The following is a 23,117-nucleotide window of genomic DNA, read 5'->3' as shown; positions in this document are numbered from 1 at the left end:
ATACGAAAGATACCTTTTTACTTAATTTAGTATATAGCAATTTATGTCGAAATAAAATCAAAGAAAAAACAGCTCCCCCAACTAAATGGGAGAACTGTTAAGTTTTTTAATGAATTATTGGTTTTCATTAAGATATTGGTAGACAAGGCTTAAAAAGGATTTACCTGCAACCAGCATCGCCTTCTCATCAAAATCAAAGCGAGGATGATGGTGCGGGAATACAGCATTCTCATCGGCAAGGGCGGCACCTGTCCAGAAAAACATCCCTGGGACATGTTCGAGATAATATGAGAAATCTTCGGAACCCATTAGAATTTCAGGTTCCACCACATTTTCCTCTCCTAAATCATTTGATGTTACTTTTCTAAAAAACTCAGTTTCTTTATCATGATTGACGACTGAAGGGTAGCCGCGCTGATAGGTAATCTCCGCTTTCGCATGGTGGGCCGAACTAACCTGTTCAATAATTCCTTTTATTTCACTTTCCATTAAATCTCTGACATCGGAAGTCAAAGTTCTGACCGTTCCAGTAAAAACGGCTTTATCTGCAATAACATTGGCTGCTTCCCCGGCATGGAAAGATCCTACGGTTAAGACGGCTGGTTTAAGTGGGTCAACCCTGCGACTGACAACTAATTGGAGCTGATTAATAACCTGTGTCGCGACAATGATCGAATCTACGGTTTCATGCGGGGCAGAGCCATGTCCGCCTTTACCGTAAATCGTTACTTCGAAGCCATCCACAGCTGCCGTTAATGGCCCTTTTCTTGTTCCCACAAGGCCTAACGGTGTTTGGGAAGAAAGATGTGTCCCGAAAATCACGTCCACACCTTCTAGGCATCCATCTTCAATCATTAAGATGGCACCGCCTGTACCCGCTTCTTCTGCATGTTGATGAATCAAAACCACATTGCCTGCCAACTGGTCCCGTTCTTCACTAAGAACCTTTGCAACTCCGAGAAGCGTGGCGGTGTGACCGTCATGTCCGCAGGCATGCATAACCCCCTGAACTTTTGATTTATAGGGAACATCTTTCTCATCTTGAATCGGAAGAGCATCAAAGTCTGCTCTTAATGCAATCGTTTTGCCGGGTTTTCCTCCACGTATAATCCCGACAACCCCTGTACCGCCTACACCTTCTCGCACTTCAATGTCATAGCTAGTCAAAATTTCAGCGATTTTTTTAGATGTTTCAAATTCCTCAAAAGAAAGCTCCGGATGCTGATGGAAATGTCTTCTCCATTCCACCATTTGACCGTACATTTCATCTAGTTTTTGATGAAGGTTTGATAACAACATGAAAATCCCCTTTCAAAAATAGGTTCCTGATTTTACATTGATCAAAGAACCTATTCCCCTATTTATTTTTATTGCTCAATATCCCAATCCTGAATGTTGTAGAACATACCGAGATCTTTTGGTACTGCATTTTTCACCTTTTTAGACACTGCACCCGGTGCAGTAGAAGACATTAAATTTGCGACTGGAAGATCTTGTTGTAATTTTTCTACCAACTGAGCATAAATTTCATGTCGTTTCACAGGGTCCGCTTCTTTTTTCCCTTTATCAAGAAGTGCATCTACTTCAGGATTGCTGAATCCTGCAAAGTTGTACGGTGCTCCCGTTTGGAAGAAAGCACTTCTATCAGGGTCTAATTGGAATGGAATCCCAATCAATAAAATATCAAATTCATGTTTTGAACCCTTTTGCAAGATCGTTGGTAAATCATATTTACTGATTTTTACTTTTAACCCAATTGACTGAAGGTTTTGAGCCATAACGGTAGCTTGCATTTCACGGGTTTTCATTCCTGCTGGAACGGCAAAATCAATCGTTTTATTAAAATCCCAACCTGCTTCTTTTAATAATTCTTTTGCTTTTTTAGGATCATAATCATAGTTTGTCATATCCTTATTGTAATAAGGGTGAACCGTACTATACGGACCGTCATTTACTTCTCCTTGCCCTTTATACAATTTGTCGACGATCGTTTTCCGATCAATTGCAAATGCAATCGCTTGACGAACCTTTACATCTGATAGAGTCTTCACGTTGTAATATAAGAATTGGGGATAGATAGGTGTTCCTGGAACAAGATTAACGGTTGACATATTTTTGACTTTATCATAGTCTTCCGCGGCAATTGGTCCTACCGATGGTACAGTCATTTGAATCTCTCCCGTTTGCAATTGGGCAACAAGATTCGCTGAAGGCAATACTTTAAAGAAAAGTTTATCCAACTTTGGTGTCCCGCGGTAATAGTCTTTGTTAGCTGCGAATTCTACATATTGATCCTTCGCAAATTTTACTAACTTAAAGGCACCATTTGTGACATTTGGATTTTGCATAAATGGATTTGACTGTAATTGTTCAGGATTCACATCTTTTAAAACATGTTTTGGTAAAAATCGAATATTTACTCCTAGTTGTTCTTTTAAGTAGTTAGGGTCGATTGGATTTTTTGTTTTAATATTCAAAGTATGGTCATCCACCACTTTAAGGCCGGTAATGTCTTTTTGTCCCGCCGGTAAAATTCCGGTATTGTCTAATCCATCAATAACGGAAAGACCTTTTAGACCTGTACTGGCTACTTTAGGATTGGCCATTAATTGAAGGGTAAATACAATATCCTCAGCTGTAAAAGGCTGCCCATCAGTCCATTTTGCTTTTGGATTTAGCTTCAATACATAGTTTTGGTTATCCTTAGATTCCAAGCTTTCAGCTAATTTTGGCTGGAACTGCAGTTTATCATCCAAATCGTAAAGTGTTTCAAATAAAATTGATGTAACAATTTGTGACGATACATCTGCTGCATTAATTGGATTTAATGTACCTGGAGGGTTCGTTAAACCGAGATACATGGTTTTTTCACCTTTAGAAGTTGTCCCGGCTCCCCCGCTATTTGTGGATGTGGTCTCTTTGGATGAATCCGAGCATGCTGCTAACGTGAGTAAAGATAGTAAACAGATAGCATAGAAAAGCTTTTTAGTCCATTTCCTCATTACAATTCCCCTATCCTATTATTATTTTAGAAGTAAACCAATGAAACTAGTTAACTTCAGGTTTCCGAAAAAAACAATAATCTTTATTTTAAACTTTTAGGATCCATAGCATCTCGTAAACCATCGCCGATAAAGTTAATGGACAATACGGCAATCACAATCATTAGGCCGGGTGGTACCCAGAGCCATGGTTGTTCAGTTAGTACTGTTAAAGACTGGGCATCTGTCAGCATATTCCCCCAACTTGCGGTTGGCGGCTGTACTCCTAGACCAAGAAAGCTTAGGGAAGCCTCCATAATAATCGCACCAGCCATCCCAAAAGTCGCATTTACGAGGATCGGTGCAAGGGCATTTGGCAGAATATGCAGGAAAAGAATCCGCCAAGAGCTTAAGCCAAGTGCAGTACCTGCCTTCACATAGTCCATCTGCTTTAAAGACAAGACACTCCCTCGAACAAGCCTGGCAACTGGCGGCCAGCCAAGCAGGCCTAAAATCCAAATGATATTGGTTAAACTGGGACCTAAAACACTGACAATAACCAAAATTACCATTAGTGAAGGAAATGACATAAACACATCTGTAACACGCATAAAGAGCATGTCTATCCATCCGCCATAAAATCCGGATATCGCTCCAAAGAAGGTCCCAATCACGATATATATAGCAACTGCACCGATCCCAACTAAAAGCGAAACCCTTGATGCATAAATCAAACGGCTGAATACGTCTCTACCGACTTGATCTGTACCAAGCCAGTGTTTGGACGATGGCGAAACACCAAAATCATTCGATATTGTATAGGGATTTTTCGGTGCAAGCCATGGGGCGAAAATAGCAGCAAGGATGATAATAATCAGCATGATTAATCCAATTACCGCTAGTTTGTGCCGAAAAAAACGTTTACTGACTAACCGAAAATAGCTTTCTTCTGGTTCCAGCTCCTGAAAATCTATTAGCGGTTGATTTTCAGGAGCTGATTTACGTTTGAGTTCTAACTCAGACATTGACATGACACTTCCTCCTTTCTTTATTGATATTTAATTCTTGGGTCAGCTACTGAATATAAAATATCCGTCAGAAGATTAGAGACTAACACCATAATCGCTGCGATAAAATTAATCGCCATTAGTGTCGGATAATCGCGGGACATAATGGACTGAATCGTTAGTTGGCCCATTCCCGGCCATTGAAAAATTTGCTCTGTAATGACCGCTCCGCCTAGTAAAAAAGGAACTTCAAGACCAATAACCGTAATAATAGGGACTAGAGCATTTTTAAGAGCATGTTTGTTTGTCACCATAAACTCCCGCAGCCCTTTAGCACGTGCAGTACGTAAATAATCACTTCCCAATATTTCTAACATACTAGCTCGGACGTATCGGATCGTTCTTCCGGCAATATAAATACTTAAGACGGAAACTGGCAGGATAAGATGTTTTGTGCGATCAATGAGTCCGCCTTCACCGCCCAATGTCATCATTCCACCTGTAGGCAGAACCTTAAATTGTAAAGCAAAAATATAAATTAAACCTAGTCCAAGGAAAAAGTTAGGAATGGAAATCCCTAAAAAGGAAGCTCCCATTAACGAATAGTCCAACTTACTATATTGCTTTGTTGCAGTCATAACCCCTAATGGAATCGCAATTAGGACTCCAACAATGAGGGATATGCCCATTAGAGCAAATGTAGGGCCAACACGTTCGGAAATCATTTGGGAAACAGGTTGAAAGGTATTGAAGGAAAATCCGAAATTCCCATGAATCAATTCATTTAACCAATGAAAGTATTGGACCCAAAGGGGGTCATTCAAACCAAGCTGTTCTTTCCTGAGAGCAATTTGTGCGGGAGATGAATTCGGATTTAATAGCATTTCTGCTGGATTACCTGGTGCTAAATTAATGATAATAAAATTAAAAACTGTAACTCCCAGTAAAACAGGTATTGCAATTAGAAGTCTTCTAATTATGTAAGAAAACATCATAACACCTTCTTTCTTTAAGGCTAATCATGGGCAAAACAAGCTACCATATGTTCCCCACCTTTTAATAGTGGTTCATGCTCTCGGCAAATTGCTTTCGCTATAGGGCACCGCGTATGAAAACGGCAGCCGTTAGGAGGATTAGCAGGACTAGGCACATCACCTTGAATTACAATTCTCTCTTTCGTTCTCATATGTGGATTCGGTACAGGATACGCACTTAATAAAGCTTTCGTATAGGGATGCTTTGGGTCCTTAAAGATAGCCTCCGTATTGGCAACCTCAACAATCTTTCCTAAGTACATCACCGCAATCCGGTTACTGATATATTTCACAGCTCCCAACCCATGTGCAATAAATAAATAAGTCAATTGAAATTCTTTTTGTAAATCCTTTAACAAATTTAGTATTTGCGCTTGAATAGATACGTCTAATGCGGAAACGGGTTCATCACAAATAATTAATTTTGGGTTTAAGGATAGCGCACGTGCAATTCCAACCCTTTGGCGCTGCCCACCGGAAAACTCATGAGGATATCGACTTTTATAATTTTTTGGCAGCCCGACGATGTCCAGTAAATAATCCACTTGTTTGTTGATTTCACCAGATTCTACAATTTTATGGACCTTCAATGCCTCTCCCAAAATATCCCCTACTCTTTTCCTTGGGTTGAGTGAAGAATATGGATCTTGAAAGATAATTTGTAAATCTTTTCGAATCGACTTCATTTCGCCATTAGAGTATTCCGAAATTCTTTGCCCTTGGAAAAAAATTTGACCTTGGGTAGGGCTTTCTAAACCAATTAAAGTTTTGCCAATCGTAGACTTTCCACAACCCGACTCACCCACTAGCCCTAAAGTTTCCCCCGGGCTAATCGTAAAGGTAACACCGTCAACTGCCTTTACATGTCCGACAGTTTTTGAAAAAATTCCTTTTTTAATAGGGTAATAGGTTTTTAATTCTTCCACTTGCAGCAAAGGAGATTCATTGGTTAAGTTTTGCATATCCACGGACTTCCTCCTTTCAACCATTTACAATCTTTTCATCTGACCCAATCAGCCAGCACCTAGCTTTATGACCTTTTCCAGCTGAAAACAAAGGGGGCTTTTCTTGTTTACAACGGTCAATTGCAAGCGCACATCGGGCATGAAACCTGCATCCTTCCGGCATATGCTGAAGCGATGGCACAGTACCAGGGATCGCTTCAAGTCTCTCATTGTCTTCATACTCAATATGTGGAATGGATGCCATTAATCCTTTTGTATAGGGGTGTTTCGGATTATCAAATAAAGTATAAACATCCGCTTCCTCGACCACTTGACCCGCATACATGACAATGACTTTATCCACCATTTCCGCAATGACACCCAAATCATGTGTGATTAACATAATGGCAGTACCTGATTCATCCCTTAATTTTTTCATAAGCTCCAAGATTTGTGCTTGAATGGTCACATCTAATGCCGTTGTGGGTTCATCAGCAATCAAAAGCTTTGGTTTACAGGAAAGGGCCATCGCAATCATCACCCGTTGTCGCATCCCTCCAGATAAAGCATGGGGGTATTCGTCCAAAATGGTATCCGCCCGAGGAATTCCAACCCTTTTCAACATTTCAATTGAATATTCCCTCGCTTCTTTTTTATTCAATTTCAAATGCAGTTTAATTCCTTCCATCATTTGGTTCCCAATCGTAAATACAGGATTAAGAGAAGTCATCGGCTCTTGGAAAATCATTGAAATTTCATTCCCTCTAATTTTCCGCAGTTTATCCTCTTGTAATTGAACAAGATCCAAATCTTCAAAATTGATTTTCCCATTTTTAATTCGACCGCTTTTTCCTAGTAAACGCATAATGGATAAAGAAGTTACACTCTTTCCACAACCGGATTCTCCAACAATCCCAATGGTTTCCCCCGGCTTCAGCGTAAAGCTGACATTGTCTACAGAAATCACTTCCTTCCGGTCAGATTGAAAGGCTGTTTGCAATTCCTCTACTTCTAATAGATTTGTCACTTTTTCACCCCTTGCTTTTTTAGCTAAAGTTAAACGTTCTAAAAATACAAAATATTAAGAAAATTAAAGCGCTGCCTTTCTTTTAAAGAAAAACTATAATTCTTATTTAACAGCAAACAAATAGGTAATAAAAGGTACAACGTTTCATATTTGGTATCATTAATTGACAACTTTAGTAGTTAGGAATTAAAAAAGTATCATTTCTTTGTAATGGTGTCATTAAATGTTCGATGTTTTGTTTTATAGACATAGAAAAAATTAAGTCATATACTAAATAGAGTGAAAATTAAAATAGTTTTTAAAGGATGTCTATTTTATGTACAAGCTTTTAATAGCAGACGACGAATTAGAAATTCGAAATGGATTAAGCCATTATTTTCCTTGGAATGAAATCGGTTTCGAAGTAGTTTCTCAAGTTTCCAATGGTTTGGAAGTAATACAATATCTATCTGAGCATACCGTTGACGTGATACTTTCCGATATTCGAATGCCCATTATGTCCGGTATTGATATGGCTAAAGAGCTCTATTACCAAAAGTCACCGATTAAAATTATCTTTTTGAGCGGGTATAAAGAATTTGAATATGCTCAGGCAGCCCTTAACTTTGGGGTAAAAAACTATATCCTTAAACCAACAAAATATAATGAACTGGTAAATGTGTTTACAATGATAAAAGGAGAACTAGATCAAGAAAAGCAATCAGTATCTCCTATGCCCTTTATCACTGATCGCACCGTCAATCAAACAGAAGAAACGTTTGAGTCAGACAAAATCATTGTGAAGATAAAAAATTATGTATGGGAAAACTTCCAGGATGCCACACTTGAAGGGGCATCTCAAATGGTACATATGAACCCAAACTATATAAGTAAATATTTTAAGGATAAAACCGGCGAAAACTTTTCAGATTTTGTTGTAGGTGTCAGAATGAAAAAGGCTGCGGAATTAATAAAAGAAATGAACCATAAGATTTATGAAATCAGTGAAGCAGTAGGCTATAGTAACTCTAAAAACTTTACACGAACCTTTCGGAAGTACTTTGGAAAAAGTCCTCGTGAATTTATGAAGGGATCCATATGAAAAAGATTTATCATGCCTTTTTTATCAAAAATTTAACAACCTTCGTCATTCCAATGCTGATTCCTTTAGTGGTACTTGGATCACTTTCAACCATTCTTATCCAGCACTATGTTACAAAAAGAATTAATGAGGATAACTTAAATGTGTTGAAACAAACAAAGGAAAATATGGAGCTTATTTTTAATGAATTGGATTCATTAAATCTTTATGTGGTGGCAAGTGCAACCCAATTTATCAACTTAAAAAAAATGCTTAATCAAGATTGGCTGGATGCAAACGATACGAGAAATTTAGCTTCTCTGAAAAACTTTATTGACTCCCCAAATATTGCAAGACCTTATATTGATTCTATATATTTATATTTAAATAATGATAAGGGTCAGTTTCTTACGTCTACAACCGGCGGATTGGTAAGTTTAGACGACTTTTATGATCGAAATTGGTTTAATACTTTCAAGTATCATTCAAATAAAGAAAACTTATGGGCTGAAGCTAGAACCATCACCAAACAATATCCGGGATTTCCAGAAGAAAATGTGAATTTGATCACCATGTTTCGTAAAATAACAGGGGAAAATGATGGGGTCATCGTCTTAAATATCAATTCAGATTATATCGAGAAACATCTTAACAGTCTTTCCACTACAAACGGGCAAATCTTTTTAGTGATTGATAAGGACGGCAAGACTATCTTTAATAACCAAGAAAACCAATTGAAAGATTTAGATAACGAAAAATTGATTTCTCAACAAAAATCCTCTTTTTCTATTAAATTAGGGAAAGATGCTTTTATCGTATCCAAGATTTTTTCTGACAAGTACGGCTGGACCTATATTTCCATTACGCCTAAATCCGATTTATATCAGGTCCCAATTAAATTAAGTAAAATAACAATCATTTTATTAATTTTATCTATAATTAGCGGCACAATTCTTGCTTATTATTTAACAAGAAAGAATTATCAAGACATGAAAACGATTATCACGATTCTCCAAGCAGCAGAAGAAGGGCAGCCCTTACCCCCGGTACCATCAAGGGTGAAAAAAAACGTATATAGCTATATCATTCATACCATCTTGAAAAATTTCATGGAACACAATTATTTAAAAGTACAGCTGTCAGAGAGAAAATATAAAGCCCAAGCAATGGAATTTGCAGCCTTACAATCGCAGCTCAACCCGCACTTTTTATTTAATACATTGGAAACGCTTAATTGGAAAGCCATTCGTTTAACAGGCAGACCGAACGAACTAAATGAGATGGTTGAACATTTGGCAGATATTTTAAGGTACTCTTTAGATGGTGAAAATAAAATGGTCCATTTAAAAGAGGAAATTACGTATACAAATAGTTATATTAAAATACAAAAAATGCGTTTTAAAAATAAGTTTGATGTAATCTGGGATTATCATGAAGAAGACCTAAAATATCACGTCATAAAATTAATCTTACAGCCTTTACTTGAAAACAGCCTTTCACACGGAATAAGCGAGGATAGGAAATGCTTGATTAAAATAAAGATTAGAGTTTCTTCAACTTTATTAAAAATATCTGTGATTGATAATGGAGATGGTATTTCTCCTAAAAAATTAGAAGAAATTCGTTCAAGATTAAACTCGAATCAAGAACAATCAAAACATATCGGGTTGGTCAACACACACAGAAGACTAAAAGTAACATATGGGGAACCTTATGGGATTGTCATCAAAAGTAAAATGAATTGGGGAACAGTTGTTCATATAACGATACCGAAGTAATCGAAATTTCACCTGTAAAGATTGACCTGTGGATTGGAGTGATCGTATGGAATTTTCAGTCGTCTTTCAATCAATCTTAAATATCACCTTATTGATTTTAATAGGCGTCCTTTTATCTAAAACTTTTTCCTTTAATGACGAAACAAGGAAGATGTTTATTAATTTAATCGTTAATATCGCCATGCCATGCATGATCCTTTCCAGCATTTTCAAAGTGGATTTGAATGCCGGAATTTTTAAATCGATGCTCATTGTTTTTTGTTTATCGATTTTCATTAATCTACTCGGAATTGCCCTTGGATGGATTCTATCGATTACTTTCCAAGGAGATTCTACAAAAAAACGTGAGATTGCCTTAATGTCCGGACTTGGCAATACCGGATTTATCGGAATTCCGTTATGTGCCACCTTGATTGGCCCGGAAGCGGCTCTGTATGCTGCCATATTTGATGCCGGAGTGGATTTTACGATTTGGACAGTCGGGGTCATCATGCTGCAGAAAAATAGAAAATTTGCTCTACAAACGTTAAAATCAATGATTAATATGCCTACTGCTGCCATTGTAATTGGTTTAGTTGTCGCTTATTTTAATGTTAAGCCCCCAGTATTTTTTGTTCACTTGACTGAACAGCTAGCCGGCCTGGCAACACCGCTGGCAATGTTTTATATTGGAATGCTGATCATGACACTACAGCGTGGAAAGGTACGGGAAAAAGGGCACCATTTGTGGATCCCTTTGATGGTTAAACTAATCCTTTTACCTTTTTCAGTTGCTGTATTTATCCATTTTTTTAAGTTAAATCCAAAGATTATCCAAACACTTCTGATTCAGTCGATGATGCCAACCTTAACCCTTGCTTCCATTCTATTTGCCAAATATTCTGCAGACGAAGAAATGGGTGCACTGACAACCATCATATCGACAATTATTTCGTTATCCACGATTCCACTAATGCTATTTTTAATCAACTTAATTGGTGTATTTTAAATAAAAAAAGAGGCTGAAATAAATCATTTCAACCTCTTTTTTACATTTTAAATTATTCAGCATCCATAAATGGATAGGTAATTTCTGCTGTTGGAGCAAAGTTTTCTTTGATAACACGAGGACTAGTCCAACGAATCATGTTAAAGACAGAACCGGCTTTATCATTTGTACCAGAACCACGAGAACCACCAAATGGTTGCTGATTAATCATCGCGCCAGTTGGTTTATCATTGATATAGAAGTTACCAGCAGCACCAGATAAGCGGCGTTCTAAGTGAGCAATCGCTTGACGATCCTGTGCAAAGATAGCACCTGTTAAGGCATACATAGACGCTGTATCTGCTGCATCCAATGTTTCTTCTAATTTATCATTTTCATATACATAGATTGTTAATACTGGTCCAAAAATTTCTTCTACCATTGTTTTGAAATTTGGATTCGTTGTCACAATGATTGTCGGTTGAACAAAATATCCAACAGAATCATCATAAGTACCACCAGTGATAATTTCTGCTTCCTCAGAAGCTGCAGCATAGTCAATATAACCTGTAATGGATTCAAAAGCAGGTTTATCAATTACTGCACCCATGAAGTTTGTAAAGTCGCGGACATCGCCTACTTTAAGCTTCGCAGTTTCTTCCAATAAACCAGCTTTTACTTCTTCCCACATGCTAGCTGGAATGTAAGCACGAGAAGCCGCAGAACATTTTTGGCCTTGGTATTCAAATGCACCACGAACAAGATTCGCTACTACTTTATCAGCTTGTGCTGTTTCGTGAGCAAATACAAAGTCTTTACCACCAGTTTCCCCAACTAAACGAGGATAAGATTTATAGTTTGTAATGTTTTCTCCCACTGTTTTCCAAATAGTTTGGAACGTGCTTGTTGATCCAGTAAAGTGGAATCCAGCCATACGAGGGTCTGTTAATACTACCTCTGATACTTGTGAACCACGAGAAGGTACAAAGTTAATTACGCCTTTTGGTAATCCTGCTTCTTCTAAAATACGAATAAAGTAGTAGTTTGCTAGAATAGAAGTTGTTGCTGGTTTCCAAACGACTACGTTCCCCATCATTGCAGGAGCTGATGGTAAGTTCCCGCCAATTGCTGTGAAGTTAAATGGAGAAATAGCCAATACAAAACCATCTAATGCACGGTAATCTAAACGATTCCAAACATTCTTCATACTTTCAGGTTGAATTTGATAAATTTGATTTGCATAATCAACGCCAAAACGTAAGAAATCTGCTAATTCTTGTGCAGAATCAATTTCAGCTTGAATAGCGGTTTTGGACTGACCTAACATCGTAGCAGCATTCATTACGTCACGGTATGGACCAGAAATTAAATCAGCAGCTTTTAAGAAAATAGCTGCACGGTGTTCCCATGGCGTATTTTCCCATGATTCTTTGGCAGCCATTGCCGCTTCTACAGCAGCACGAAGCTCTTCTTCCCCAGCTTGGGAATAGTTTGCTAAAACATGTTGATGATTATGTGGCATAACCACTTGCTTCACTGTATCTGTTTTTATATTTTCACCATTTATAATCACAGGGATATCGACCACTGTTTCAGATTGGCGTTTTAATTCTGCTTTTAATGTTTCTCGCTCTTTTGTACCTGGAGCATATGTGTTACCAGGCTCATTTTTAGGTGTTGGGATTTTGAAAATTCCGTTAGTCATTCTTGCACGTTCCTTTCTGTTTAAAAAATTTATTACTTTAATATAGAAATTTCTTCTACCGACAAATTATAACATACTTCTTCTATTCTTTTGCTACTTACGAATAGGAAACCTTGTATTTTGAATAATTCCTGAAATACAGTATGTTATATAATTTGCAAACCTCCATGTTGGTTGTTCAGTAAAGATATAATGCAAGTTCTGTGCCAACTTTATTTTTTGCATGATCAATGGATTTTCTATCATTCTAGCGCAAAATTCATTTGCACAAATCATATTATATCATTTCTTTGGCGCAAAATAAATTTGCATTTTATGGATTTCTGCAAAAAAATAGTTAACAGTCTATTTGATTAGAAACTGTTAACCTCATCCATCATTATAGTTGGTTAAAAATATTTTCGCTTTCTGTATTTTCGTTGAATGTTAGGACTTCGTCAACCGGTTCATAAGATTCACCATAAAAATGTTTATCCTTATAAGTATGTATTAAATCATATGTTTTTTTCATCGCCTCAAATATCATTTCCTCAGACTCTTGATTAGGAGCCCAATAAAGGATTTCCATCTGATTTATCTCATCTGTCGCTAAAGACCTTCTTCGATAACCAATTGACGTGGCATGTTCAAAACCTTCACGCTTATAAAAATGCAGCCTTTTTTCAGTATCACTGTCTTCATAATTGACTGGCTCAACCTCAAGAATAATTGGCTTTTCTTTCTGTTTCATTTTTTCGAGGAGTTTATGACCCAACCCTTGCCCCCTTGCATCCTTTGAAACAAAGAGATAATCAATAAAGATAAAATTGTCCAATTCGGCATACATCATTACATGAAGCGGGCCTTCATCCTTATGGTAAATATTAGACCGCTCCTTAAGTAAGGTTTCCATATGTTCTCGTGATTTCATCTCTTCAATGGGAAAATATTGATTTAATTTTTCATACCAATGCATAACAGTACTCCTTATCATCGTTTTCAATGCTCTACTAATGGAAGTATGTGTTGATTTAAATTTTTCATACAAAAAAACCCACAACGTTTCCAATTAAATAGAAACATTGTGGGGTTTCTTCTATAGCTTCGAAAACTCCTCCACCAATTCGCCAAACCGTTTTAAGGAATTTTCGATCGGATATGGCGTGGTCAAATCCACTCCGGTTTTCTTCAATAATTCCAGTGGATAATCGGAGCTGCCGCTCTTTAAAAACCCGATATAGGAATTTAATGTTTGCTGGTCGCCTTCCAAAATCTTTGTTGCTAAATGAATAGCGGAGGCAAATCCAGTTGCATATTTGTAAACATAAAACGGACGATAAAAATGTGGAATCCGTGACCAGCCATACTTTACTTCTTCATCCAATACAATCTCATCCCCATTATATTCGCGGAATAAGCCTTCATAAAGCTGATTAAACACCTCAACATTTAATGGCTGCCCTTTTTCCGCCATTTCATGAGTCTTCATTTCAAACTCGGCAAACATCACCTGGGTAAAGAAGGTGCCCTTAAATTGATCAATAAAATGATTCAGCAAATGTTTTTTTATTTCCGGATTCTGTTCAGTATTTAATAAGTAATTAATTAACAATACTTCATTAACGGTGGAGGCTACTTCCGCTACGAAAATACTATATCTTGCCGTGATTTGAGGCTGATGTTCTGAACTCAATCTGCTGTGAACGCCGTGACCGCATTCATGAGCTAATGTAAACAAACTGTCCAAATCATCCTGATGGTTCAGCAGGATAAACGGATGGACACCATACACGCCAAGATTATATGCCCCAGAGCGCTTTCCCGGTGTTTCACGAACATCAATATACCTGCCAGCTTTAAACTCTTTAAGGATGCTGACATAACTTTCTCCCAAGGGTGCTAAAGCCTTACACATGATCTCAAATGCTTCCTCATAGGAAATTACTTGCTTTACACCACTGACGAGCGGGACACTTAAATCATATTGGCGGAGTTCATCTAGCTTTAATTTCTCCTTGCGAATTTGTGTATAGCGATGCATCGGCACAATATTATTTTTCGTCGTTTGAATCAGATTCTTGTATACCTCTTTTGGCACCTTATCCCCAAATAGCGCTTTTTCAAGAGCGGATGGATATTGGCGGATTTTTGCTAGCTTGACATTATTCTTTATGGCAGCGGAAAGGGTCGAGGCAATCGAGTTTTTCAACTGAACATATGGCTGATAATATGCCTTGTAGGCCTCCCCTCGCTTTTCACGGTCCTCATCCTCAATTAATTTTGAATACATTCCCCTCGTTAATTCCACTTTTTCCCCGTTATCATTCGTTACTTCGCCAAACTTAATATCCGCATTATTGATCATCCCAAAGGTATGACTCGGAACGGAAAGTGCCTCTCCCAATTGAGAAAGAAGTTCCTCCTGCTCCTTACTTAACACATGCTGCTTATATCGGAATGATTCCAGTAAATCCTCTTTAAAGTATTGCAGCCCTTCTTCTGAAGCGATGTATTGGTTTAAAGTTTCCTCCTCCATGCTTAATAAGAACGGCATGAAAAAGGATATGGATGAACTAACCTTAACACTTAGCTGTTTGGCCCGATCCTGTAAGACTTGGGACGCGGTTTCCCTTGTATCCTCATCCACTTTCAGCATGGCATATGCGTATAATTTGTTAAAAATAAAAGATAACTCTTCACTCAATTTCAGATATTGGTACAGTGATTGCCCATCTACAATGTTTCCATCAAATTGCTTAAGTTTCTCGGCCATTTCTCCGATACGTTCATAATCTTTTTCCCAGGTGCTTTGAGATGGATATAAATCAGCCAAATTCCATGTTTCATTTAGCGGAATTTCATTTCTATTTGTATAGGTTGTCATATAAGGACTCCTTTACCACAATTTTCTTATTAACTATTATCACATTTTTATTGAAATACTTAAAATATTTTACTTCAGTTTTGAACTAGATATTACCAGCCCTGATTAGGCTTTTTTTCTGTTACAATTTTATAGGTGAAGCTATAAGGGGGGAATAGAACTCCATGAAAAAACACTCGATCCTCCTAACCGTGATACTTTTAATCATTTTTATTGGAGGATTTATTTCAGGAATTTTATATTCTGATAAAAAGAAAGAACAAGTAAAAGTGCTTAATATAGAACAAGCTCCAAAATCGGCAGTAAATCCGGAACAAAAGTCTTTACCTAACTGGGAACAGCCGAAGCAGAATTCAAAAGTGATCATTAGCTATGTACAGGATTTCCGTGATCCTAACGTAGTGGACTATTCAAAAATAACTCACGTGATTTTTTCTTTCGCCCATCCTATGAAGGACGGCAGCATTGAAATCAATGGCAAAACAGCACTAACCAATCTAAGGAAAATGGTCTCAAAAGCACATAGCCATCATAAAAAAGCGATGGTTGCGGTCGGCGGCTGGTATCATATGAACGGTGGGGAATCGTATGAATATTTTAAAACCGCGATCTCTAATCCTTCTTCCCGGACAAAACTAGTGAGTGAACTTACTAGTTTAGCAGACCGTGAAAAGCTCGATGGTATAGATATCGACTTTGAATTTCCTCGTTCGTCTGCAGATGCTCAAAATTTGACTAAATTTACTAAAGAATTAAGCGAAAAATTACACTCGGAAAACAAAGAACTATCTATGGCGGTTAATTCCAAGATTCATGCTGTAACCGGTACGGTTGTGGGTTTTATCGTATATGATCCTGAGATGTTCCAATACACCGACCATGTCAATATTATGGCTTATGATGGACAATGGGATGGCGGCTATCATGCGTCCAATTTGTCTCCCTACCCGTTAACGGAGAAAATTGTTAATTATTGGACAAATCTGTTTAAAACTAACCATCTATCAACCGAAAAACTGGTACTTGGTGTTCCGGCTTATGCACAGCCGGTTAATCCTAAAATTAAACAAGTCTCCTATGCCGCGATTGTTCATAAAGATCCGGCAAATGCAACAAAAAATGTTGTACAAATGAATGGCACCACTTATTACTATAACGGTGAAACAACGATGAAATTGAAAACCAAACTGGCCCTTGACCATGGTTTTGGCGGGATGATGATGTGGGAAGCCGGTCATGATACAAAAGGTCCAGCTAGTTTAACCAGTGCAATTTATGACGAGCTGCAAGAATCAAAACAATATACCTATAATCAGTAAGGAGCAATAGCAGTTATCTTTTTTGGAGATAACTGCTTTTTGTTTAAACGTCTTTAAGGAATTTGATTATTTCAGAAATGAGGTCATTAGGGTTCTCATACATACTCATGTGACCAGAATCTCCTATAACTCGCTGTTTAATATTGGGTTTTGTAACGGAAAAGGCTTTTTCTTTTGGGATAATCTGATCCTTTTCACCAGCTATTAATAAAACAGGAAGATTCGTTTCTTCTAAAACATAATTACGATCTGGTCTGTTTTTCATGGCAATAAGGGTATGAATTGCACCTTGAGGTGATGTAGAATACCCGATTCGTCTCGTTATTTCAACATATTCAGCATTTTTCTCAACATTTTCTGGTGAAAAAAGTTTAGGTACTAATCCATCAATAAGACCTTTAATGCCAGATTCTTCGACCTTTGTAACATTTGCTTCCCTACCCTTTTTCGCCTCATCAGAATCCGGGAATGCCGTGGAATGCACAAGGGATAAACCACTTAAACTGTCGCTATACATTTCCGCAAAAGCAAGAGTTACGTATCCTCCGAGTGAATGACCAAACATAGTGACTTTATCAACATTTAACTCGTCCAAAAATTCCTTGATGACATCAGCGAAATCTTCAATCGTTTCATTTCCTGTAAAAATAGATGTGATCCCATGACCAGGGAGGTCTGGAGCAATAACCCGATATTTTCCCGCTAAACTTGGAATGACTTTCTCCCAATAACGGCTGCTTCCGCAAAATCCATGAAGAAGAAGAATCGGTGTTCCTTTTCCTTGGTCAAAATAGGCAATTTTTCCATTTTTTAATTGAATGGATTGCGTTTCCATTACATATTCACCTTCCTCTTTAAACTATTAAATACCTTTTGTTTCCCCGCCATTTATTGAATAGCTCGCATGAATGCCTGCACTTAATGAATGGGATACAGAGCAATATTTATCCATGGAGAGCTGGATGGCTCGAAGCACTTTATCTTCAGGAAGTTCTCCTTCTAATGCATAATGAATATGAATTTCAGTAAATTTTTTCGGATGGTCATCTGCCCGCTGACCTTCGACTTCCATGTGAAATTTAGTTGGATTTAAACGCATTTTTGTCAAAATCGAGATAATATCAATCCCCGTACAGCCGGCAACCGCATTTAACAGTAATTCTGTCGGTCTTGCCCCGCTATTTGTTCCTCCTACCTCTTCTGCAGCATCCATTTTGATGTCATGACCTGACGGAGTCGTACTGGAAAAAGCCATTTTCTCTGTCCACTCAATTTTTGTCTTCACTGATTGAAACCCCCTTGTTTTTTATGTAACCAATTACCATATTAGTACAATTATTTAATAATGTCCCAAATAGTCAGGTATTTTAATCTTTTTGTTTATATAAAAAAAACAGACCTATTAAGTCTGTTTTCAAAAGTATTATCCAAATTGCCATACACTATGACTGAGGTTTCCGTAGCGAAAACTTCTATGAAGCAAGGTAGCCTTTTTCACATCATCTGCCGCTCCCATCGCATAAAAAAGTGGAACAAAGTGTTCATTTCCATAAGGTGGAACGGCATATTGTGCATTCGGGGCATTCTTCTCATAATTGAACAATGAATCTAAATCCCATTTTTTCAAATGAAAGGCTAACCATTCATCAAAATCAAGTGCCCAGGAATCAACTTCATTATCTGTCCATTTTACTGCTCTAAGATTATGAACAGTCCCACCGCTTCCAATAATTAAGATATCCTTTTCCCTTAAACTTGCTAAAGATCTACCAATTTTATATTGCTCTTCTGGTGTAAGTTTCGGATTAACGGACATTGCAATAACTGGAATATCCGCATTTGGATAAAGCAGCCGAAGGACTACCCAAGCACCATGGTCTAAACCGCGAGTCGTTTCAATTTGAAAAGGGACTTCATTTTGAGTGAACAAATCCTCAATTTCTTTTGCAATTTCTAATTGACCTTTTGCGGGATATTGAATCGTATATAAAGACGGATCAAAACCACCAAAATCATAAATAGTGGAATAGGAATCGACTTCACTCACTTTTTGAGCCCTCGATTCCCAATGAGCTGAAAACAGGACAATCGCCTTTGGTTTCTGGATTATTTGGCCCAACTGGCTTAAAAATTGAGTATACTCATTATTTTCAATTGCAATTAAGGGTGCACCATGAGCGATAAAAAATGATGGCATCATTTTACTTCTTCCTCACTTTCTGAATAAATTTCTGTTTTCACTTATTAAAGAGAGGTTGTATTCGTCTTCTGTCCTTTGAAAATCAGTGAATCCAACGCAAACATCTTACTCCCATTGATTGCGATAAAGATCGCCATTGCAAGGAATGCAAGATCTAATTCATAACCAGCCATTTGACCATTCCCTAAAAATCCAACTGCTAATTTTACTTTTAACGTTGCTCCAGCCATTAACAAAACAAATAATCCAGCAACCACTCTGCTTCCTAAACCAATAACAAGGAGAATACCTCCAAGAATTTCAAATGAAGCTACAACATAAGCCATGAATCCTGGTAATCCCATGCTGCTAAACCAGCCGACAATATTTTCAATCCCGCCTTGGAACTTAGCTAACCCATGTATAAAAAATGTTATCCCTAAAATTACACGTAATATAATTGTACCAACCTCATATTTCTTTAACATTCTTATTTCCTCCTCTATTTTTCCACTTTTTTTATTTATTTCTTTAAACTATCTGTGATCCATTCCATAAAATCCTGCTGGTTCCTTAATGAAACGGTATGTCCTTCATGATAGGTTTTGAACGTAACATCCGCACCTAACTCCCTGAAATATTCAGCATTGGCAGCTCCCCATTCATATGGAAGAACCTGATCCATATCACCATGAGAAATAAACAAAGACAAGTTATTGACTGGTTTGATATCATACTCTTCTTTAACGAAACCAGGAATATATCCACTGAGTGCAATAATTCCTTTAATCCGATTGCCTAATGTTAAACCAAGCGTCATCGAAACAATTGCACCTTGACTAAAACCGAGCAAATACAATTGATTGGGATCAATTGGGTATTGTTCGCTAGCATAATCAATAAAGCTGGTTAGCTTACGAATTCCTTCATCAAACACCGATCGATGCGGTTTTCCATACCCTTCAATCGTAAAGAAAGCATAGCCGGGCGGCTGTGTTAAATGTCCTCGAACACTAAAAATGAAAAACTTCTCTTCTAGCCTCTCTACTAAAGACAACATATTTTGTTCATTGCTGCCGATTCCATGCATCACAAACAAGGCAGGATAAATTTCATTTGGGTCTGTTTGTTTTGGTCTTCTTAGTTCATAAATCATCGGTGAATTCATGATTGATCATCCTTTCATTTATTTCTTTTACTAATAGGTTGGCTATTAATGAATATAAAATCCAAAACATTAGTATCCTCATAATAATATTAGATTCATATTACAAAACTCAAAATAAATAATGTTTCCTAATATGAATATTATTTATTTATAAGATAACAATATTGCTTATAGAATGTCAATTATTTTTTTGCTAATATATAATTATGTTTCCTATTAGAAAACTTACGAGGTGGTTATTCTGGATATTGGTTCAAAAATTCGCGCAATACGTAAGAGAAAAAAAATTACCATTGCCCAAATGTGTGAAAGTACTGGTCTTTCAAAAGGTTTTATCAGTAATGTGGAAAACAACAACACTTCCCCATCCATTAACACCTTGCAAACCATTGCTGAATTTCTGGAAGTACCATTGCCCTATTTATTGTTAAAAAAAGAACAACATATGCGGGTAGTGAGGAAAAATGAGCGCTCGCAAACAACTTTTCATACGTTAAAAATCGAACATATCTCATCAAAAGGCGGATTGCGAATGATGAGTGTGGAGTTCCCCCCTGGGGCGTCAATGGGGGAAGCGAATGCGCATGAAGGGGAAGAATGTCATTTGGTCTTAGAAGGCAAAGTCCTGGCGGAACAGGGAGAGGATTCCATTATTTTAGAAGAAGGCGATTCCTTTAGCTGGAATGCAAGTGTCCCACATTTTGTTAAAAATATCGGTGACACAAAAGCCGTCGTATTAATTTCGATTTATTCAGATACAGAGCTGAGGGATTTGTTTTGAGATGAAAAAACAGCTGCGAATACTTCGCAGCTGTTAATCATTTTTAAGCCCATACCAAAAGTTTGTCCAGATATTTGCAATTCTTGGTTTCATCTTTTCTGCTCCATAAAAGGATAATTCAATGAAAATACCGTCAATTAAACAATAGAAAGACATGATGAAATCCTCGATATTCCCTTCGCGAATTTCCCCTTTTTCCATCCCTTCCCTAATAAGCGTCCGAAGAATATCAGACATTTCTTCTTCCGAACGGAAAAACTGATGGTGTAATTGTTCCTTTAATGGCTCTGGAGGAAAAACCATTGCTCTATTTAGAAAAGTGGATTGATCTTCAAACTCTATATAATATTCAAAAGTTACCTTAAGAATTTGAAGTAGCTGCTCTTCAGCCGTTAATCCTTTAATACTATCCATGATATTTTTAATTTTTTGAACATGAAACATCAAAATATTCTCGTAAATCGTAAGGAAAATCTCTTCTTTACTTTTGAAATGGTTATAAATAGAAGGCTTTTGAATCCCAACTGCCTTTGCAATTTCAGATAAGCTCGTTCCCTCATATCCGTTTTTTGCAAAAAGTGATAATGCTGCTGCGATAATTTTATCTCTTGTCATAACTGTCCCCCGAAAAAATTACATCTTTCGTCAATTATAAACCGTAATGATACGAAAAGTCTAAAGCGGACAGTTTTCATCAATAAAAAAAGTTCTGTTTTGGTTGAAAACAGAACTTTCTAAAAATTTATACCATCTCTTTTTTAATCTTCAAGGTTGCTAAACTAGCAAATTCATGGACAAGCGTTGCTGCTAATAATGAGGTAATTCCTGTTGGGTCATAAGATGGCAATACCTCTACCAAGTCATAACCAATAAAATTGAAATCAGTTAAGGAACGAACCATTTTCAATGTTTCAAGGCTGCTAAATCCGCCTACTTCTAGTGTTCCTGTTCCAGGTGCACAAGAAGGATCAACGAAATCAATGTCAAATGTTAAGAAACATGGTGTGTCACCAATTACTTCTTTCATCTCACGTAAAACATCTGCGAAACCACGTTCACTAAGTTCCGGAGTAGTAACGACTTTGTAACCTAACTCATAGCTGGCATCTAGGTCACCAGGATCGTTCAATGTTCCTCTAATTCCAATCTGGAATACTTTTTCCGGGATTAATAATCCTTCTTCATAAGCACGAATAAATGGTGAACCGTGCCAGTATTTTTCATCATAATAAGTGTCCCAAGTATCTGTATGGGAATCAAAATGAATCATAGCCACTGGGCCATACTTTTTAGCTGCAGCACGGAGGTTGGCTAAAGTCACAGAGTGGTCTCCGCCTAAACCGATAGGGATAATATTTTTGTCCATTAATTCAGACACTGCTGCTTCAATTAATTGATAGCTGCGATGGATATTATGTGGAACAACTGAAATGTCACCAACATCGATGGCATTCGTATCTTCAAAAGGAAATACCTTATGAACTGGATGATAAGGAAATAATGTCATCGAAGACTGACGAATAGCCTGCGGTGCAAAACGTGCTCCGACCTTAAAGGAAGCAGCTGTATCAAAAGGCATCCCTATTATTGCTAATTTCGCATTTTCTCGTTCAATTGGTAATCGCATAAACGTTCCGCTTGTACAAAATTCTGGTTTCACATCAGGACTTAATGGGTATTTCATGTTTGTTTGTCTCCTTAAAATTAAATATTAACTACCGGTAGTTAGTTTAATTAAATTATAAGGTGGGAGTATTAAATAGTCAAACAATTCTTTAAAAATATTTTTTAGATTTTAAGGCAACTTATACCGTTTTATTTCTAATAAGCGGACCGCTTCGAACTTATGAAGGATTGTTTCTTTGCTTCCCTGATGAATTTTGGCCTTCATCGACCTTATGAAGGTCATTTCTTTGCTTCCCTGATGAATTTTGGCCTTCATCGACCTTATGAAGGTCATTTCTTTGCTTCCCTGATGAATTTTGGCCTTCATTGACCTTATGAAGGACGTTTCTTTGCTTCCCTGATGAATTTTGGCCTTCATCTACCTTATGAAGGATGTTTCTTTGCTTCCCTGATGAATTTTGGCCTTCATCTACCTTATGAAGGACGTTTCTTCGCTTCCTTGATGATTTTTGGCCTTCATCGACCTTATGAAGGACGTTTCTTCGCTTCCTTGATGAGTTTTGTCCTTCATCGACCTTATGAAGGACGTTTCTTCGCTTCCCTGATGAATTTTGGCCTTCATCGACCTTATGAAGGTCATTTCTTTGCTTCCCTGATGAATTTTGGCCTTCATCGACC

22 protein-coding genes are annotated in these 23,117 nt (G+C 37.4%); 5 read left to right on the top strand and 17 right to left on the bottom strand.

Features of this window, described 5'->3' with window-relative positions; genetic code table 11:
* Positions 1 to 114: 114 nt before the first annotated feature.
* From ACFQZ9_RS00115 to ACFQZ9_RS00090, 6 genes are all read right to left on the bottom strand, one after another.
* Positions 115 to 1,296, bottom strand: coding sequence for a M20 metallopeptidase family protein (locus tag ACFQZ9_RS00115; protein WP_498942580.1), 1,182 nt, complete (start codon positions 1,294 to 1,296; stop codon positions 115 to 117).
* Positions 1,297 to 1,367: 71 nt separating this feature from the next.
* A complete protein-coding gene (locus ACFQZ9_RS00110; protein WP_498941755.1) occupies positions 1,368 to 3,002 on the bottom strand; it encodes an ABC transporter substrate-binding protein in 1,635 nt (544 codons plus the stop codon).
* An 83-nt stretch (positions 3,003 to 3,085) separates the two neighbouring features.
* A complete protein-coding gene (gene opp4C / locus ACFQZ9_RS00105) occupies positions 3,086 to 4,006 on the bottom strand; it encodes an ABC transporter permease (RefSeq protein WP_498942579.1) in 921 nt (306 codons plus the stop codon).
* Between the two features lie 23 nt (positions 4,007 to 4,029).
* Positions 4,030 to 4,980 (bottom strand): ABC transporter permease, encoded by a 951-nt coding sequence (locus tag ACFQZ9_RS00100; protein ID WP_498941753.1) that lies wholly within the window; start codon positions 4,978 to 4,980, stop codon positions 4,030 to 4,032.
* A 23-nt stretch (positions 4,981 to 5,003) separates the two neighbouring features.
* Positions 5,004 to 5,984, bottom strand: coding sequence for an ABC transporter ATP-binding protein (locus tag ACFQZ9_RS00095; protein WP_498942578.1), 981 nt, complete (start codon positions 5,982 to 5,984; stop codon positions 5,004 to 5,006).
* A 19-nt stretch (positions 5,985 to 6,003) separates the two neighbouring features.
* Positions 6,004 to 6,993 carry an ABC transporter ATP-binding protein gene (locus tag ACFQZ9_RS00090; RefSeq protein WP_498941751.1) on the bottom strand — a complete coding sequence of 330 codons (990 nt, stop codon included), beginning with the start codon at positions 6,991 to 6,993 and terminating at the stop codon, positions 6,004 to 6,006.
* 316 nt (positions 6,994 to 7,309) lie between these two features.
* Here ACFQZ9_RS00090 and ACFQZ9_RS00085 point away from each other — a divergent pair, with 316 nt between their 5' ends.
* The 3 genes from ACFQZ9_RS00085 to ACFQZ9_RS00075 are packed head-to-tail and all read left to right on the top strand — an operon-like array spanning position 7,310 to position 10,819.
* Positions 7,310 to 8,074, top strand: a complete 765-nt coding sequence (locus tag ACFQZ9_RS00085; RefSeq protein ID WP_498941749.1) for a response regulator transcription factor — start codon at positions 7,310 to 7,312, stop codon at positions 8,072 to 8,074.
* Positions 8,071 to 9,831 carry a sensor histidine kinase gene (locus tag ACFQZ9_RS00080; protein WP_498941748.1) on the top strand — a complete coding sequence of 587 codons (1,761 nt, stop codon included), beginning with the start codon at positions 8,071 to 8,073 and terminating at the stop codon, positions 9,829 to 9,831. Before ACFQZ9_RS00085 ends, ACFQZ9_RS00080 begins: the two co-directional genes overlap by 4 nt.
* A gap of 46 nt (positions 9,832 to 9,877) precedes the next feature.
* The gene (locus tag ACFQZ9_RS00075; protein ID WP_498941746.1) at positions 9,878 to 10,819 is read left to right on the top strand and encodes an AEC family transporter; all 942 of its coding nucleotides are present in this window, start codon (positions 9,878 to 9,880) and stop codon (positions 10,817 to 10,819) included.
* A 52-nt stretch (positions 10,820 to 10,871) separates the two neighbouring features.
* On the opposite strand, the gene pruA is transcribed toward ACFQZ9_RS00075, so the two are convergent.
* From pruA to pepF, 3 genes are all read right to left on the bottom strand, one after another.
* Complete coding sequence (gene pruA / locus ACFQZ9_RS00070; protein WP_198313167.1) at positions 10,872 to 12,503, bottom strand: L-glutamate gamma-semialdehyde dehydrogenase; 1,632 nt, start codon at positions 12,501 to 12,503, stop codon at positions 10,872 to 10,874.
* Positions 12,504 to 12,882: 379 nt separating this feature from the next.
* Entirely contained in the window at positions 12,883 to 13,458 is a 576-nt protein-coding gene (locus ACFQZ9_RS00065; RefSeq protein ID WP_198313166.1) for a GNAT family N-acetyltransferase, read from the bottom strand.
* Between the two features lie 120 nt (positions 13,459 to 13,578).
* Positions 13,579 to 15,366 (bottom strand): oligoendopeptidase F, encoded by a 1,788-nt coding sequence (gene pepF / locus ACFQZ9_RS00060; protein WP_498941744.1) that lies wholly within the window; start codon positions 15,364 to 15,366, stop codon positions 13,579 to 13,581.
* Between the two features lie 164 nt (positions 15,367 to 15,530).
* Here pepF and ACFQZ9_RS00055 point away from each other — a divergent pair, with 164 nt between their 5' ends.
* On the top strand, positions 15,531 to 16,685 hold the full coding sequence (locus ACFQZ9_RS00055; RefSeq protein ID WP_498941742.1) for a glycosyl hydrolase family 18 protein: 1,155 nt from the start codon (positions 15,531 to 15,533) through the stop codon (positions 16,683 to 16,685).
* Between the two features lie 43 nt (positions 16,686 to 16,728).
* Here ACFQZ9_RS00055 and ACFQZ9_RS00050 read toward each other — a convergent pair whose 3' ends face one another.
* The 5 genes from ACFQZ9_RS00050 to ACFQZ9_RS00030 form a co-directional block, all read right to left on the bottom strand.
* Positions 16,729 to 17,520, bottom strand: a complete 792-nt coding sequence (locus tag ACFQZ9_RS00050) for an alpha/beta fold hydrolase (protein WP_498941740.1) — start codon at positions 17,518 to 17,520, stop codon at positions 16,729 to 16,731.
* 27 nt (positions 17,521 to 17,547) lie between these two features.
* Positions 17,548 to 17,970: an OsmC family protein gene (locus tag ACFQZ9_RS00045; RefSeq protein WP_498941738.1), complete on the bottom strand. Its 423-nt coding sequence runs from the start codon at positions 17,968 to 17,970 to the stop codon at positions 17,548 to 17,550.
* A 138-nt stretch (positions 17,971 to 18,108) separates the two neighbouring features.
* A complete protein-coding gene (locus tag ACFQZ9_RS00040; RefSeq protein WP_498941736.1) occupies positions 18,109 to 18,885 on the bottom strand; it encodes a dioxygenase family protein in 777 nt (258 codons plus the stop codon).
* A 44-nt stretch (positions 18,886 to 18,929) separates the two neighbouring features.
* A complete protein-coding gene (locus tag ACFQZ9_RS00035; protein ID WP_498941734.1) occupies positions 18,930 to 19,352 on the bottom strand; it encodes a DoxX family protein in 423 nt (140 codons plus the stop codon).
* A gap of 35 nt (positions 19,353 to 19,387) precedes the next feature.
* Positions 19,388 to 20,032 carry an alpha/beta hydrolase gene (locus ACFQZ9_RS00030; RefSeq protein ID WP_498941733.1) on the bottom strand — a complete coding sequence of 215 codons (645 nt, stop codon included), beginning with the start codon at positions 20,030 to 20,032 and terminating at the stop codon, positions 19,388 to 19,390.
* A gap of 241 nt (positions 20,033 to 20,273) precedes the next feature.
* Here ACFQZ9_RS00030 and ACFQZ9_RS00025 point away from each other — a divergent pair, with 241 nt between their 5' ends.
* Positions 20,274 to 20,813, top strand: coding sequence for a helix-turn-helix domain-containing protein (locus tag ACFQZ9_RS00025; RefSeq protein ID WP_198313258.1), 540 nt, complete (start codon positions 20,274 to 20,276; stop codon positions 20,811 to 20,813).
* Between the two features lie 33 nt (positions 20,814 to 20,846).
* On the opposite strand, the gene ACFQZ9_RS00020 is transcribed toward ACFQZ9_RS00025, so the two are convergent.
* The 3 genes from ACFQZ9_RS00020 to ACFQZ9_RS00010 all read right to left on the bottom strand — a co-directional run.
* Positions 20,847 to 21,428 carry a TetR/AcrR family transcriptional regulator gene (locus ACFQZ9_RS00020; RefSeq protein ID WP_498941731.1) on the bottom strand — a complete coding sequence of 194 codons (582 nt, stop codon included), beginning with the start codon at positions 21,426 to 21,428 and terminating at the stop codon, positions 20,847 to 20,849.
* Positions 21,429 to 21,555: 127 nt separating this feature from the next.
* Positions 21,556 to 22,497 (bottom strand): agmatinase, encoded by a 942-nt coding sequence (speB, locus tag ACFQZ9_RS00015; protein ID WP_498941729.1) that lies wholly within the window; start codon positions 22,495 to 22,497, stop codon positions 21,556 to 21,558.
* A gap of 160 nt (positions 22,498 to 22,657) precedes the next feature.
* Positions 22,658 to 23,117 (bottom strand): hypothetical protein (locus ACFQZ9_RS00010; protein ID WP_498941727.1); only part of this gene is annotated, 460 nt, incomplete at its 5' end.

Origin of the sequence: Neobacillus sp. GCM10027624 (genome assembly GCF_042675345.1) — a bacterium.
Taxonomy (GTDB): domain Bacteria; phylum Bacillota; class Bacilli; order Bacillales; family Cytobacillaceae; genus Neobacillus; species Neobacillus cucumis_D.
The sequence above is the reverse complement of the archived record's forward strand: the minus strand, read 5'-3'. Positions and strand labels throughout refer to the sequence as shown.